14 protein-coding genes are annotated in these 14894 nt (G+C 60.7%); 10 read left to right on the forward strand and 4 right to left on the reverse strand.

Annotation, left to right across the window (positions count from 1 at the left end; genetic code table 11):
• Nucleotides 1-99: 99 nt before the first annotated feature.
• From CAF73_RS09435 to CAF73_RS09450, 3 genes are all read right to left on the reverse strand, one after another.
• A complete protein-coding gene (locus CAF73_RS09435; RefSeq protein ID WP_085702544.1) occupies nt 100-1416 on the reverse strand; it encodes an MFS transporter in 1317 nt (438 codons plus the stop codon).
• A 235-nt stretch (nt 1417-1651) separates the two neighbouring features.
• On the reverse strand, nt 1652-2893 hold the full coding sequence (locus tag CAF73_RS09445; RefSeq protein WP_085702545.1) for a transporter associated domain-containing protein: 1242 nt from the start codon (nt 2891-2893) through the stop codon (nt 1652-1654).
• Nucleotides 2894-2905: 12 nt separating this feature from the next.
• Nucleotides 2906-3718, reverse strand: coding sequence for an inner membrane protein YpjD (locus tag CAF73_RS09450; RefSeq protein WP_085697265.1), 813 nt, complete (start codon nt 3716-3718; stop codon nt 2906-2908).
• 209 nt (nt 3719-3927) lie between these two features.
• Between CAF73_RS09450 and ffh the strand changes: the two genes are divergently transcribed.
• The 6 genes from ffh (at nt 3928) to CAF73_RS09480 (ending at nt 8088) form a co-directional block, all read left to right on the forward strand.
• Nucleotides 3928-5304 (forward strand): signal recognition particle protein, encoded by a 1377-nt coding sequence (gene ffh / locus CAF73_RS09455; RefSeq protein WP_085702546.1) that lies wholly within the window; start codon nt 3928-3930, stop codon nt 5302-5304.
• 334 nt (nt 5305-5638) lie between these two features.
• Nucleotides 5639-5890: a 30S ribosomal protein S16 gene (rpsP, locus tag CAF73_RS09460; RefSeq protein ID WP_003198088.1), complete on the forward strand. Its 252-nt coding sequence runs from the start codon at nt 5639-5641 to the stop codon at nt 5888-5890.
• Between the two features lie 5 nt (nt 5891-5895).
• Nucleotides 5896-6432 carry a ribosome maturation factor RimM gene (rimM, locus tag CAF73_RS09465; RefSeq protein ID WP_085697267.1) on the forward strand — a complete coding sequence of 179 codons (537 nt, stop codon included), beginning with the start codon at nt 5896-5898 and terminating at the stop codon, nt 6430-6432.
• A gap of 3 nt (nt 6433-6435) precedes the next feature.
• Nucleotides 6436-7188, forward strand: a complete 753-nt coding sequence (gene trmD / locus CAF73_RS09470) for a tRNA (guanosine(37)-N1)-methyltransferase TrmD (protein WP_007954629.1) — start codon at nt 6436-6438, stop codon at nt 7186-7188.
• A gap of 45 nt (nt 7189-7233) precedes the next feature.
• On the forward strand, nt 7234-7584 hold the full coding sequence (gene rplS, locus CAF73_RS09475; RefSeq protein WP_085697268.1) for a 50S ribosomal protein L19: 351 nt from the start codon (nt 7234-7236) through the stop codon (nt 7582-7584).
• 90 nt (nt 7585-7674) lie between these two features.
• Complete coding sequence (locus tag CAF73_RS09480; RefSeq protein WP_085611435.1) at nt 7675-8088, forward strand: acyl-CoA thioesterase; 414 nt, start codon at nt 7675-7677, stop codon at nt 8086-8088.
• A 117-nt stretch (nt 8089-8205) separates the two neighbouring features.
• On the opposite strand, the gene CAF73_RS09485 is transcribed toward CAF73_RS09480, so the two are convergent.
• Nucleotides 8206-10014, reverse strand: a complete 1809-nt coding sequence (locus CAF73_RS09485; protein WP_085702547.1) for a sodium:proton antiporter — start codon at nt 10012-10014, stop codon at nt 8206-8208.
• Between the two features lie 107 nt (nt 10015-10121).
• Between CAF73_RS09485 and xerD the strand changes: the two genes are divergently transcribed.
• The 4 genes from xerD to thrC all read left to right on the forward strand — a co-directional run bounded on the left by xerD (nt 10122) and on the right by thrC (nt 14805).
• On the forward strand, nt 10122-11018 hold the full coding sequence (xerD, locus tag CAF73_RS09490; RefSeq protein WP_085697270.1) for a site-specific tyrosine recombinase XerD: 897 nt from the start codon (nt 10122-10124) through the stop codon (nt 11016-11018).
• A 142-nt stretch (nt 11019-11160) separates the two neighbouring features.
• Entirely contained in the window at nt 11161-11892 is a 732-nt protein-coding gene (dsbC, locus tag CAF73_RS09495; protein ID WP_007954633.1) for a bifunctional protein-disulfide isomerase/oxidoreductase DsbC, read from the forward strand.
• A 132-nt stretch (nt 11893-12024) separates the two neighbouring features.
• Nucleotides 12025-13329 carry a homoserine dehydrogenase gene (locus CAF73_RS09500; protein WP_018926703.1) on the forward strand — a complete coding sequence of 435 codons (1305 nt, stop codon included), beginning with the start codon at nt 12025-12027 and terminating at the stop codon, nt 13327-13329.
• Between the two features lie 66 nt (nt 13330-13395).
• A complete protein-coding gene (thrC, locus tag CAF73_RS09505) occupies nt 13396-14805 on the forward strand; it encodes a threonine synthase (protein ID WP_085702548.1) in 1410 nt (469 codons plus the stop codon).
• The last annotated feature ends 89 nt before the right edge of the window (nt 14806-14894 follow it).

A 14894-nucleotide genomic window follows, 5' to 3' on the forward strand; every position in this document is an offset into this window, starting at 1 on the left:
GAGCAAGCTCGCTCCCACAAGTTCGGCGGTACTCACAAATTATGTGTATGGCACGGACAATGTGGGAGCGAGCTTGCTCGCGAAGCTTTTGATCTAAGATCAGGCAACCTGATTCAAATCGTTATTGCGCGTTTCCTTCAGGCACAGCACAGCGATCAGGCTGAGCACCGCCGCCCCCGATACATACCCGCCGACGTAACTCAAACCACCCATCGCCACCAGTTTCTGCGCGAAGAACGGCGCCGCCGAGGCTCCGACGATACCGCCGAGGTTGTAGGCCGCCGATGCGCCGGTATACCGCACGTGCGTCGGAAACAGCTCCGGCAGCAGCGCGCCCATCGGGGCGAATGTCACGCCCATCAGGAACAGCTCGATGCACAGGAACAGCGCCACGCCCCAGGTCGAGCCCTGAGTCAGCAACGGCTCCATCAGAAAACCGGAAAGAATCGCCAGCACACCACCGATGATCAGCACCGGCTTGCGCCCGTAGCGGTCACTGGCCCACGCCGACAACGGCGTCGCGGCCGCCATGAACAGCACCGCGAAGCACAGCAGTCCGAGGAAGGTCTCGCGGCTGTAACCCAAGGTGGAGACGCCGTAACTCAGGGAAAACACCGTCGAGATGTAGAACAGTGCGTAACACACCACCATGGCGGCGGCGCCCAGCAGGGTGGGTGCCCAGTACTGGCTGAACAGCTCGACCAGCGGCACTTTCACTCGCTCCTGACGGGCGATGGCGTTGGCGAACACCGGGGTTTCGTGGAGTTTGAGGCGCACGTACAGCCCGACCATTACCAGCACGGCGCTCAGCAGAAACGGAATCCGCCAGCCCCAGCTGCGAAACTGTTCGTCATTGAGCGTCATGGCCAGCGTCAGGAACAGGCCGTTGGCGGCCAGAAAGCCAATCGAAGGCCCGAGTTGCGGGAACATGCCGAACCACGCCCGCTTGCCTTTCGGGGCATTCTCGGTCGCCAGCAGCGCCGCGCCGCCCCATTCACCACCCAATCCCAGGCCTTGGCCGAAGCGCAGCACACAAAGCAGGATCGGCGCCCAGGCCCCGATGCTCTCGTAGCCCGGCAGAACGCCGATCAGCGTGGTGCAGACGCCCATCAGCAGCAGCGAAGCGACCAAGGTCGATTTGCGCCCGATCCGGTCACCGAAATGGCCGAACAGCGCCGAGCCCAAAGGTCGGGCGAGGAAGGCGATGCCGAAGGTCAGGAATGCCGAGAGCATCTGCGCCGTGCCGGAAGTCTGAGGGAAAAATACCGGCCCGATCACCAGCGCAGCGGCGGTGGCGTAGACGTAGAAATCGTAGAACTCGATGGCCGTGCCGATGAAGCTCGCGGTGGCCACGCGGGTGGCGGAGTTGGCCGGTTGGGTCGGCGCGGTGTCGCTGTAAGCAGTACTGGTCGTCATGCGGTGATCCCTGACAGTCATGAGCTCCGTTGGAGCGAATTATTATGGTCGAGCACCCAGGGATGTGGGATGAGGCGCGATCGCTGCTTCAGGTAGGAGCAGTCGTCGGTGTGATGCGGATATTGCCGGTGAACCGGCCGGAACGGGTCGGGTGCGGGGTAAGCACGCGGTTCGGCGGGGCTTGGGTAAGCCTCGCGATTATAGGAAGGTGGCTAACGATTGAACAAGGGGCTGGCTAGCGGGCCGTGGCCAGCGCCGGTGCCGAAGTGGTATGCCAGATCAGGACCTTGCTCACCCGGTTCTCCTCGGTTTCGAGAATCTCCAGGCGATAGCGGCCGATCTTCAGGCACACCGCGCTTTCCGGGATGGTTTCCAGCGCCTCGGTCACCAGACCGTTGAGGGTCCGGGGGCCGTCGCTGGGCAGGTGCCAGCCCAGGCATTTGTTCAGTTCGCGGATCGACGCCGCCCCATCGATCACCATGCGGCCATCGGCTTGCGGGTGGATGTGCGGGTTGTCGAGGCTGTGCTCGCTTTCAAATTCGCCGACGATCTCTTCGAGAATGTCTTCCAGGGTGACAATCCCCAGCACTTCGCCGTACTCGTCCACCACCATGCCCAGGCGCCGCTGCTGCTTGTGGAAGTTCAGCAGTTGCAGTTGCAGCGGGGTGCTTTCGGGAACGAAGTACGGCTCGTAACTGGCCGCCAGCAACGCTTCGCGGGTCAGGCTGCCGTTGTCGAGCAGGTGACGGATCTGCCGGGTGTTGAGTACGGCTTCGACCTGATTGATATCGCTGTGGAACACCGGCAGGCGAGTGCGCCGGTTCTTGCGCAATTGCTCGATGATTTCTTCGAGCGGATCGTCGAGGTTGATGCCGTCGACATCGCTGCGCGGCACCAGAATGTCGTTGACCGTGATGTTGTCCAGCGCATGGATGCCTGAGATCGGATGCGGGCGCACCGGATGATCCGGATCGTCATGATGCTCGGTCGGCACATCGTCTTCGCTCTGTTGCACCATTTGGGCCTTGCGGATGAACGGGCGCATCAGCAAACCACTGATGCGGCCGAGCAGCCACGCAAGCGGGTAAACGCCCTTCAGCGGTACTGCCAGCAGCGTATTGCCAAACGACAACACCGCATCCGGGTATCGTTGGGCGAGCGCGCGGGGGAAATAATCGGCAAAGACCAACAGCAGGGCGCCGGCGCCAAGGCAAGCCGCCCAGGGGCCGTTTTCTTCACAGAGAAAGATTGCCAGCAGTGTGGCAAGAATGACGGCGAGGGCGCGGCACAGGGTATTGCAGAGGATCAGGCTGTCGAGCGGGAAGTTGAGCTTCGCCAGCGGCTTGTCGCTGGCGCGGGATGCGATGCGTTGCGCAAGCAGGTGCTGCTGCGCCGCTTCGACGGCGGTAAACAGCCCCGACCAGAGAATCAGCAGGACAAATACCGCGAGCATCGGCCCTATGGGCAAACCGTCCATTTATACCGCCCGTCAGATGTGCAGGATGTATTCACGAACCAGTTTGCTGCCGAAATACGCGAGCATCAGCAGGCAGAAACCGGCGAGGGTCCAGCGGATTGCCTTGTGGCCGCGCCAGCCGAGGCGGTTACGGCCCCAGAGCAGGACGCTGAACACGATCCAGGCCAGGCAGGCCAGCAGGGTTTTATGCACCAGGTGTTGCGCAAACAGATTCTCGACGAACAGCCAGCCGGAGATCAGCGACAGCGACAGCAATGTCCAGCCTGCCCAGAGGAAGCCGAACAGCAGGCTTTCCATGGTTTGCAGTGGCGGGAAGTTCTTGATCAGCCCGGACGGATGTTTGTGCTTGAGCTGATGATCCTGCACCAGCAGCAACAAGGCTTGAAAAACCGCGATGGTGAACATGCCGTAGGCGAGGATCGACAACAGAATGTGCGCGAGGATGCCTGGCTCTTCATCAATGATCTGTACCGTGCCAGTCGGCGCGAACTGCGCCAGCAGCACCGTGATCGCACCTAGCGGGAACAGCAGCACCAGCAGGTTTTCCACTGGAATCCGCGAGCAGGCCAGCAGGGTCAGGGCGATGACAGCGGCGGCGATCAGGCTTGAGGCGCTGAAGAAATCCAGGCCCAGACCGATCGGCGTCAATAAATGCGTGAGCAGGCTTGCGCTGTGGGCCAGCACGGCGAGGACGCCGAGCGAGACCAGCAGGCGCTTGTTGGCCTTGGCGCCAGTGGCCAGGCGGGTGCCCTGGTAGAGGGTCGCAGCGGCGTAGAGAAGTGCGGCGGCGAGGGTGGTCAGCAAACTCGGTGACAAGGGGAGCATAAATCCTGTTAGGCAAGCCCGAAAGGCGCTGAGTTTGGCATAGAACCGCCGTCGCACGAAAGACCGGCAAGCTGACAGCGAGGTGTCCGCCAGACGCAGTCTTCGCTATAATCCGCGACCTGCCCACGCCGCAGGCTCGCCGAGCACATGTTGATTCCGGTCTGGGCCGCCATTATCCCGGTCTACACAGGGCCTGAAAGGATCGCGCAATGTTTGAAAACTTAACCGACCGTCTCTCGCAGACGCTGCGCCATGTCACCGGCAAGGCGAAACTGACCGAGGACAACATCAAAGACACCCTGCGCGAAGTGCGCATGGCGTTGCTCGAGGCTGACGTCGCCCTGCCGGTGGTCAAGGACTTCGTCAATTCGGTCAAGGAACGCGCTGTCGGCACCGAGGTGTCGCGCAGCCTGACGCCGGGCCAGGCGTTCGTGAAGATCGTCCAGGCCGAGCTCGAAACCCTGATGGGTGCGGCCAACGAAGACTTGAACCTGAGCGCCGTGCCGCCTGCCGTCATTCTGATGGCCGGTCTGCAGGGCGCGGGTAAAACCACCACCGCCGGCAAACTGGCGCGCTTCCTTAAAGAGCGCAAGAAGAAGTCGGTCATGGTCGTGTCGGCGGACATCTACCGTCCTGCTGCTATTAAACAGCTGGAAACCCTGGCCAACGACATCGGCGTGACGTTCTTCCCGTCCGACCTGAGCCAGAAGCCGGTCGACATCGCCAACGCGGCTATTAAAGAAGCAAAACTGAAATTCATCGACGTGGTCATCGTCGACACCGCCGGTCGTCTGCACATCGATGAAGAGATGATGGGCGAGATCAAGGCGCTGCATGCCGCGATCAATCCGGTTGAAACCCTGTTCGTGGTCGACGCCATGACCGGTCAGGACGCGGCCAACACGGCCAAGGCCTTCGGTGATGCGCTGCCGCTGACCGGCGTGATCCTGACCAAGGTCGACGGTGATGCCCGTGGCGGTGCCGCGCTGTCCGTTCGCGCGATCACCGGCAAGCCGATCAAGTTCATCGGTATGGGCGAGAAGAGCGAAGCGCTCGATCCGTTCCACCCTGAGCGTATCGCTTCGCGGATCCTCGGCATGGGCGACGTGCTCAGCCTGATCGAACAGGCCGAAGCGACCCTCGACAAGGACAAGGCCGACAAGCTTGCTAAAAAGCTGAAGAAGGGCAAGGGCTTCGATCTCGAAGACTTCCGCGATCAGTTGCAACAGATGAAGAACATGGGTGGCCTCGGCGGGCTCATGGACAAACTGCCGAGCATCGGCGGCGTCAATCTCTCGCAAATGGGCAACGCCCAGAACGCCGCAGAGAAGCAGTTCAAACAGATGGAAGCCATCATCAACTCCATGACCCCGGCCGAGCGCCGCGACCCTGAGCTGATCAGCGGTTCGCGCAAGCGTCGGATCGCCATGGGTTCCGGCACCCAGGTGCAGGACATTGGTCGCTTGATCAAGCAGCACAAGCAGATGCAGAAGATGATGAAGAAATTCTCCGCCAAGGGCGGAATGGCGAAAATGATGCGCGGCATGGGCGGTATGTTGCCCGGCGGCGGCATGCCGAAAATGTAAGGTGTCCCGCCTCACCCATTCTGCTCACTTGTGGCGGCAACCGTCACTCGCCAAAAGTGAGCGAAATGGCTGAGACGGGACACTGGATTCTCGCCGGTCGTCGCGCCGGCGCAGACCCTGCAAGGACGCAGGATCAACAGCAAACCCGCACTCGGCGGGAGCTGACCGGCCGTTTTGAATGACGGCCCCATATGCAAATCTGCACGGCATGCCACAGGCGCCGGAAAAAGTCATTTGCAAAAGTCCGGATATTCCTTAGAATATGCGGCCTTTCGGGCACCCATGCCCGCTGTGCATTTAGATTTGCAGCACCGACTACAGGAACGATGTTCACATGCTAACAATCCGTCTTGCCCTTGGCGGCTCCAAAAAGCGCCCGTTTTACCACCTGACCGTAACCGACTCCCGCAACCCGCGTGACGGTTCCCACAAAGAACAGGTTGGTTTCTTCAACCCTGTTGCCCGTGGTCAGGAAGTTCGTCTGTCCGTGAACCAAGAGCGCGTTGCCTACTGGCTGAGCGTTGGTGCACAGCCTTCTGAGCGTGTTGCTCAGTTGCTGAAGGAATCTGCCAAGGCTGCAGCCTGAGCAGTATGAGCGCGACGCCAGAAAAAGCTGATGACCTGATCGTTGTCGGCAAGATTTTTTCGGTTCACGGCGTTCGCGGCGAGGTGAAGGTCTTTTCCTTTACCGATCCGATTGAAAACCTGTTGAACTACCGCAACTGGACGCTTCGGCGCGAAGGCGTGGTAAAGCAGGTCGAGCTGGTCAGCGGTCGATCCACTCAAAAGGATCTGGTTGCCAAGCTCAAAGGCCTCGACGATCGTGATGAAGCCCGTCTTCTGAGCGGTTACGAGATTTGCATCTCACGAAGCCTTTTGCCCGACCTGACTGGCGACGAGTACTACTGGTACCAGTTGCAGGGTCTGAGTGTCATCAACCAGGACGAACAACTGTTCGGCAAGGTTGATCACCTGTTGGAGACCGGCGCGAACGATGTATTGGTGGTCAAGCCCTGCGTCGGCAGCCTGGATGATCGCGAGCGGTTGTTGCCCTATACGGAGCAATGCGTGCTGGCAATCGACCTGGAAGCAGGCGTGATGAGGGTGGAATGGGACGCGGACTTCTAAGCAATGGCCAGCCTGCGCGTAGACGTCATTACGCTGTTCCCCGAGATGTTCTCGGCCATCAGTGAGTACGGCATTACCAGTCGTGCGGTCAAACAGGGGCTGTTGCAGCTGACCTGTTGGAATCCGCGGGATTACACGACGGATCGGCATCACACTGTAGACGATCGCCCGTTTGGCGGTGGTCCGGGCATGGTGATGAAGATCAAGCCCCTGGAAGATGCTCTGGTTCAGGCCAAGGCAGCAGCCGGGGAGGCGGCGAAGGTGATTTACCTGTCCCCCCAAGGCCGTCAACTGACTCAGTCGGCGGTACGCGAACTGGCGAAATCGGATGCATTGATCCTGATTGCCGGTCGCTATGAAGGCATTGACGAGCGTTTTATTGATGCTCATGTCGATGAAGAGTGGTCGATTGGTGACTATGTGTTGTCTGGCGGCGAGCTGCCGGCCATGGTTATGATCGATGCGGTTACACGACTGCTGCCCGGAGCTTTAGGGCATGCGGATTCCGCTGAGGAAGATTCCTTTACGGATGGTCTGCTGGATTGCCCGCACTACACCCGACCTGAGGTGTATGCGGATCAGCGTGTTCCCGACGTGTTGCTGAGTGGCAATCACGCGCATATCCGGCGTTGGCGTTTACAGCAGTCCCTCGGCAGGACCTATGAACGACGCGCCGATCTTCTGGAAAGCCGCTCGCTTTCTGGAGAAGAGAAGAAGCTGCTCGAGGAATACATCCGCGAGCGGGACGATAGTTAACAACGTATCGATGGTAGATCAGACGATTTACCTTAGGAGCACAGCATGACCAACAAAATCATCCTTGCACTCGAAGCAGAGCAGATGACCAAAGAAGTCCCTACCTTTGCCCCAGGCGACACCATCGTCGTTCAGGTGAAAGTGAAGGAAGGCGATCGTTCCCGTCTGCAAGCGTTCGAAGGCGTTGTAATCGCCAAGCGTAACCGCGGCGTGAACAGTGCGTTCACCGTTCGTAAAATCTCCAACGGTGTTGGCGTAGAACGTACTTTCCAGACCTACTCCCCGCAGATCGACAGCATGGCTGTCAAGCGTCGCGGTGACGTACGTAAAGCCAAGCTGTACTACCTGCGCGACCTGTCGGGTAAAGCAGCTCGCATCAAGGAAAAACTGGCTTAAGTCCAGCTTCCGATGCAGAAGAAAGCAGCCTACGGGCTGCTTTTTTGTTGCCCGCAATTTATCCACAGCATTCCGTTTCAGGCCTGACCCATGACCCCTCGCGAGCAAGAAATCGAACGCCGCACCGAACTCTCGGTGACCCGCGTGACCAAGGCGGTTTTCCCGCCGACCACCAATCACCACAACACCCTGTTCGGTGGCACCGCGCTGGCCTGGATGGACGAAGTGTCGTTCATCACTGCCACGCGCTTCTGTCGTTTGCCGCTGGTGACCGTGTCGACCGATCGCATCGACTTCAATCACGCGATTCCGGCGGGTTCCATCGTCGAACTGGTTGGACGGGTGATCAAGGTCGGCAACACCAGTCTCAAGGTCGAGGTGGAAGTGTTCGTGGAAAGCATGAGCTGCGACGGGCGTGAGAAAGCGATTCACGGGCAGTTCAGCTTTGTCGCCATCGATGATGACAAGCGTCCGGTGCCCGTGCTGCCAGGTTTCTCGGCCTGACCCTGCACCGAGCCGAAGCATTCGCGGGCAAGCCCGCTCCCACAGTGTCGGTGCCGAGCACAATATCAGCGGACCAAACAAAACCTGTGGGAACGGGCTTGCCCGCGATCCGGTCTGTCAGGCGCTGACACTCTCCGGCTGAATCAGCGCCAGCAACGTCCACCCCGGCCCCGGCTTCAGCACGGTTTCCGGCGACACGACATGCACCCAGCCACTGTCATCACGCATGAACAGCAGCGTCGCACGATTGCCATGTAACGCCTGGTAATCCTCCCAGCCAAACCCATCCGTCAACGTTGTGCTGTACAACTCGGCCCCTTGGCCCATCTGGCTGGCCAACTTCGCGTAGGTGAACGCCTCGCTACCCAGTTGATTGCCGCGATGCTCAAGACTTGCGCGATGTTTGTCGCTGCGCCGGCTCTCCTGCCCACTGGCGAGTCCGAACAGACGTTGATGGCCGAAGTCATGGCGAAAGCGCATGGCCGCCAGGGTATTGAGTTCGCCCGACGGTGACAGCGCCAGCAAATGCCCCAGTCCGACCAGGTCCAGATGCGCATCGGCATGCTGCGAGGCCGGATTGCCGAAGTAGGTCGGCAAGCCATCCATGCGCGCTGCCCGGATGTTTTCCCAGCTCGAATCCGTCAGCAGCACCCGGCTGCCCAACTGCTGCAGCGACTTGCCAAGCAGGCGCGCAGGGCCGTTCGCCCCGACGATAAGAAAGCCGCTCGGCGCAGGCTCCGCAACCTTTAACAGGCGCGCCAAAGGGCGGGCAGTCGCACTTTGCAGCACAACGGTGCCGATAATCACGGCGAAGGTCAGCGGCACCAGCAACAGCGCGCCTTCATGGCCCGCTTCATCCAGGCGAATCGCAAAGATCGCCGAGACCGCCGCGGCGACGATCCCGCGCGGGGCAATCCAGCACAGCAATGCACGTTCACGCCAGTTCAAGCTGGAGCCGGCGGTACTCAGCATTACATTCAAAGGCCGGGCGATCAGCTGGATGACCAGCAGCAGAATCAATACCAGCGGCCCGAGGCCGATCAGCGCATTCAGATCCAGGCGTGCCGCCAGCAGAATGAACAGCCCGGAAATCAGCAGCACGCTGAGATTTTCCTTGAAGTGCAGAATATGCCGCACATCCACACCCTTCATATTGGCCAGCCACATGCCCATCAGCGTTACCGCCAGCAGTCCCGATTCGTGCATCACCTCGTTGGCTGCAATGAAGATCCCCAGCACCGCCGCCAACGACGCGAGGTTGTGCAGGTATTCCGGTAGCCACTGGCGACGGATGATGGTGCCCAGCAGCCAGCCGCCGGCCACACCGAACAGACTTCCGCACAGAATCACTCCGCCGAAGGTCAACAGGCTCTGCTTGAGACCTTGGCCCTCGGCACTGGCGATGATGAAGCTGTAGACCACCACCGCGAGCAGCGCCCCGATCGGGTCGATCACAATCCCTTCCCAGCGCAGGATGTTGGCGATCGATGCCTTGGGACGTACCACGCGCAGCATGGGCACGATCACGGTCGGGCCGGTGACCAGGGTCAGGCTGCCGAACAGGATGGCGAGCAGCCAGTCGAAGCCCAGCAGCCAGTGAGTCGCGACCGCAATCACTGTCCAGGTCGAGAGCGCTCCGATTGTGACCAGGCGATGCACGACGCTGCCGATCTCGCGCCACTCCGATAGGTGCAGGGTCAGGCTGCCTTCAAACAGAATCAGCGCCACCGCCAGCGACACCAGAGGCATCAGCAACGGACCGAACATTTCCTGCGGGTCGAGCCAGCCCAGCACGGGGCCTGCCAGGATGCCGGTCAGCAGCAGAAACAGAATCGCCGGCAGCTTCAGGCGCCAGGCGAGCCATTGACAGCCCAGCGCGGCGGCACCGATACCGCCGAAAGCCAACAGAATTTGCTGCTCGTTCATTGAAGCTCCCTGTTCCTTGAAATAGCGGGCTATGAAAGACTAGCGGCCATTTCAACCGTTCACTCTTTATTTGCGCGCAGTGCCAAGCCTGCGTGACTTGAGCGCCCATGCCTGCCATCGACCACCCACTGATCGACCAGTTTCTCGACGCCCTCTGGCTGGAAAAAGGTCTCTCCGACAACACTCGCAACGCCTATCGCAGTGATCTCGCGCTGTTCAACGGCTGGTTGCAGGACAAAGGTCTCGAGCTGATCAATGCCGGTCGCGAACTGATCCTCGATCACCTGGCCTGGCGTCTGGAGCAGAACTACAAACCTCGCTCCACCGCGCGATTCCTCTCGGGTGTGCGTGGCTTTTATCGCTATCTGTTGCGGGAAAAACTGATTTCGGTCGATCCGACCTTGCGCGTGGATATGCCGCAGCTCGGTCGGCCATTGCCAAAGTCCCTGTCGGAAGCCGACGTTGAAGCGCTGCTCAAGGCGCCGGATTTGAGTGAAGCCATCGGCCAGCGCGACCGCGCCATGCTCGAAGTGCTTTACGCCTGTGGGCTGCGGGTGACCGAGTTGATCAGCCTGACCCTGGAGCAGGTCAACCTGCGTCAGGGCGTGTTGCGGGTGATGGGCAAGGGCAGCAAGGAGCGGTTGGTGCCGATGGGCGAGGAAGCGATTGTCTGGGTCGAGCGCTACCTGCGCGACGGTCGCAGCGAACTGCTGGGCGGGCGCCCCAGTGATGTGCTGTTTCCCAGCCAGCGCGGCGAGCAGATGACTCGGCAGACCTTCTGGCACCGCATCAAGCATCAGGCCAAGGTCGCCGGGATCGGAAAATCACTGTCGCCGCACACCCTGCGTCACGCGTTTGCCACCCACTTGCTCAACCATGGCGCGGACTTGCGGGTGGTGCAGATGCTGTTGGGCCACAGCGACCTGTCGACCACGCAGATCTACACTCACGTCGCCCGGGCGCGTTTGCAGGATCTGCATGCCAAACATCACCCGCGCGGCTGAGCCCGTTTGTCTTGCGACAGGCGCATTCGGCCACGGGAGCCTTATGTGGTAGGCTTTGCCGGTTTGCACGATGGGCGGTTATGACCCGGTGTTCCGGCACGGGCGTTCTGATCGTTCCATTTGTCCGCCTTCAGGAGTTCTCATGCGTCTGACCCAGATTTTCGCCGCCGCAGCCATTGCGTTGGTCAGCACCTTTGCCGTCGCCGATGACGCGGCCGACAAAGCGATTCGCCAAAGCCTGGAAAACCTCCAGCTCGACGTGCCGGTGGACACCATCACCGCCAGCCCGCTGCCGGGCCTGTACGAAGTCAAGCTCAAGGGCAGCCGCGTGCTCTACGCCAGCGCCGACGGCCAGTACATCGTTCAGGGCTACATGTTCCAGCTCAAGGACGGCAAACCGGTCAACCTGACCGAGAAGACCGAGCGCCTGGGCATTTCCAAACTGATCAATGCGATCCCGGTGGCCGAGACCGTGGTTTACCCGGCCGTGGGCGAAACCAAGTCGCACATCACCGTGTTCACCGACACCACCTGCCCGTACTGCCACAAGCTGCACGCTGAAGTGCCCGAGCTGAACAAGCGTGGCATCGAAGTGCGTTACGTGGCGTTCCCGCGTCAGGGCCTTGGCTCGCCGGGCGACGAACAGCTGCAAGCCGTGTGGTGCTCGAAAGACAAGAAAGCGGCCATGGACAAAATGGTCGATGGCAAGGAAATCAAGGCCGCCAAGTGCGAGAACCCGGTTTCCAAACAGTTTGCCCTCGGTCAGTCGATCGGCGTGAACGGCACGCCGGCCATCGTTTTGGCCGACGGACAAGTCATTCCGGGCTACCAGCCTGCGCCACAAGTCGCCAAACTGGCGCTGGGCGCGAAGTAATTCGCATCGTCACGCTCAGGCGTTGACGAGCGTGGTCCGGCGGCTGGATTGCCGGGCCATCAACAGAGAGCCGCGAACCTGCGGTTGTTTTCACGGCCGGCCTCGTGTCGGCCGTTTTATGGGGAGTTCACAGTGAAACCGGTCAAAGTAGGCATCTGTGGGTTAGGGACCGTCGGTGGCGGAACCTTCAACGTACTTCAGCGCAACGCCGAGGAAATTGCTCGTCGTGCCGGGCGTGGAATCGAAGTGGCACAAATTGCCATGCGCACGCCAAAGCCTCAGTTCCAGACGACCGGTATTGCGATTACCAACGATGTCTTCGAAGTGGCCACGAACCCTGAGATCGACATCGTCATAGAGCTGATGGGCGGCTACACCGTTGCCCGCGAGCTGGTACTCAAGGCCATCGAGAATGGCAAGCATGTGGTCACCGCGAACAAGGCTCTGATTGCCGTTCACGGTAATGAAATTTTCGCCAAGGCACGCGAGAAAGGCGTGATCGTGGCATTCGAAGCGGCGGTCGCCGGCGGCATTCCAGTGATCAAGGCGATCCGGGAAGGCCTGTCCGCCAACCGTATCAACTGGGTCGCCGGGATTATCAACGGCACCGGCAACTTCATCCTCACCGAAATGCGCGAGAAGGGTCGTACCTTCGAAGACGTGCTGGCCGAGGCGCAAGCGCTGGGTTACGCCGAAGCCGATCCGACCTTCGACGTCGAGGGCATTGACGCCGCGCACAAGCTGACGATCCTGGCATCGATCGCATTCGGTATTCCGCTGCAGTTCGACAAGGCTTACACCGAAGGCATCACCAAGCTGACCACCGCCGACGTGAACTACGCCGAAGCGCTGGGCTACCGCATCAAGCACCTGGGCGTTGCACGCAGCACCGCCGCGGGTATCGAGTTGCGCGTACACCCGACGCTGATCCCGGCCGATCGTCTGATCGCCAACGTCAACGGCGTGATGAACGCGGTGATGGTCAATGGCGACGCTGCCGGTTCGACCCTGTTCTACGGCGCCGGCGCCGGCATGGAGCCGACCGCTTCGTCGGTGATCGCGGATCTGGTGGACGTGGTTCGCGCCATGACCTCCGACCCGGAAAACCGCGTGCCGCACCTGGCCTTCCAGCCGGACTCGCTGTCGGCTCATCCGATCCTGCCGATCGAAGCCTGCGAAAGTGCCTACTACCTGCGCATCCAGGCCAAGGATCACCCGGGCGTACTCGCTCAGGTGGCGAGCATCCTCTCGGAGCGCGGCATCAACATCGAGTCGATCATGCAGAAGGAAGTCGAGGAACACGACGGCCTGGTGCCGATGATCCTGCTGACCCACCGCGTGCTGGAACAGCACATCAACGATGCGATCGCCGCCCTTGAAGCGCTGGCGGGCGTGGTCGGTCCGGTTGTGCGGATCCGTGTCGAGCACCTGAACTAAGCCGATCTCCTTCACCGGTCCCGCCAGCGGGGCCGGTGTCGTGAACACTGTCCATTGGAGTCAGTCATGCGTTACATCAGTACCCGCGGCCAGGCACCGGCCCTGAATTTTGAAGACGTCCTGCTGGCCGGTCTTGCCACCGACGGCGGTCTGTACGTCCCGGAAAACCTGCCACGTTTCACCCAGGAAGAAATCGCTTCCTGGGCCGGCCTGCCGTATCACGAGCTGGCTTTCCGGGTCATGCGCCCGTTCGTCACCGGCAGCATTCCGGACGCCGATTTCAAAAAGATTCTTGAAGAAACCTACGGTGTGTTCGCCCACAACGCCGTTGCGCCGCTGCGTCAGCTGAACGGCAACGAATGGGTGCTGGAGCTGTTCCACGGTCCGACCCTGGCGTTCAAGGACTTCGCCCTGCAACTGCTCGGTCGATTGCTCGACTACGTACTGGAAAAGCGCGGCGAGCGCGTGGTCATCGTCGGCGCCACCTCCGGTGACACCGGTTCGGCCGCCATCGAAGGCTGCAAGCACTGCGAAAACGTCGACATCTTCATCCTGCACCCGCACAACCGTGTGTCTGAAGTACAGCGTCGGCAGATGACCACCATCCTCGGTGAAAACATCCACAACATCGCCATCGAAGGCAACTTCGATGACTGCCAGGAAATGGTCAAGGCCAGCTTCGCCGACCAGAGCTTCCTCAAGGGCACACGCCTGGTGGCGGTGAACTCGATCAACTGGGCGCGGATCATGGCCCAGATCGTTTACTACTTCCATGCAGCCCTGCAATTGGGCGGCCCGGCGCGTTCGGTGTCGTTCTCGGTGCCGACGGGCAACTTCGGCGACATCTTCGCCGGCTACCTGGCGCGCAACATGGGCCTGCCGATCAACCAGTTGGTGGTTGCCACCAACCGCAACGACATCCTGCACCGCTTCATGAGCGGCAACCAGTACGTCAAGGAAACCCTGCACGCCACGCTGTCGCCGTCGATGGACATCATGGTTTCGTCGAACTTCGAACGCCTGCTGTTCGACCTGCACGGTCGCAATGGCGCGGCGATTGCCGGCCTGATGGACTCGTTCAAGCAGGGCGGCGGTTTCAGCGTCGAACAGGAACGCTGGACCGAGGCACGCAAACTGTTCGACTCGCTGGCTGTGGACGATGCGCAAACCTGCGAAACCATCGCCGAAGTCTACGAGCAGACCGGTGAAGTGCTCGACCCGCACACCGCCATCGGCGTGAAAGCCGCTCGCGAATGCCGTCGCAGCCTGGACATCCCGATGGTGGTTCTGGGCACGGCGCATCCGGTCAAGTTCCCGGACGCAGTGGAGAAAGCAGGCGTAGGAAAAGCACTCGAGCTACCTACACATCTTTCTGATTTGTTTGAGAGAGAAGAGCGCTGCACTGTCCTGCCGAACGAGCTCAAAGCCGTGCAGGCCTTTGTCAGTCAGCATGGCAACCGCGGCAAGCCTCTTTAAGCCCGCAGAGCTGTCACATTTTGAAGCCCGTCTCCTGACGGGCTTTCTTGTTTTTGCATGCCACACTGCGCGCGTTTCGCCCACCAAGG

The sequence above is a fragment of the Pseudomonas sp. B15(2017) genome (assembly GCF_002113215.1).
GTDB lineage: Bacteria > Pseudomonadota > Gammaproteobacteria > Pseudomonadales > Pseudomonadaceae > Aquipseudomonas.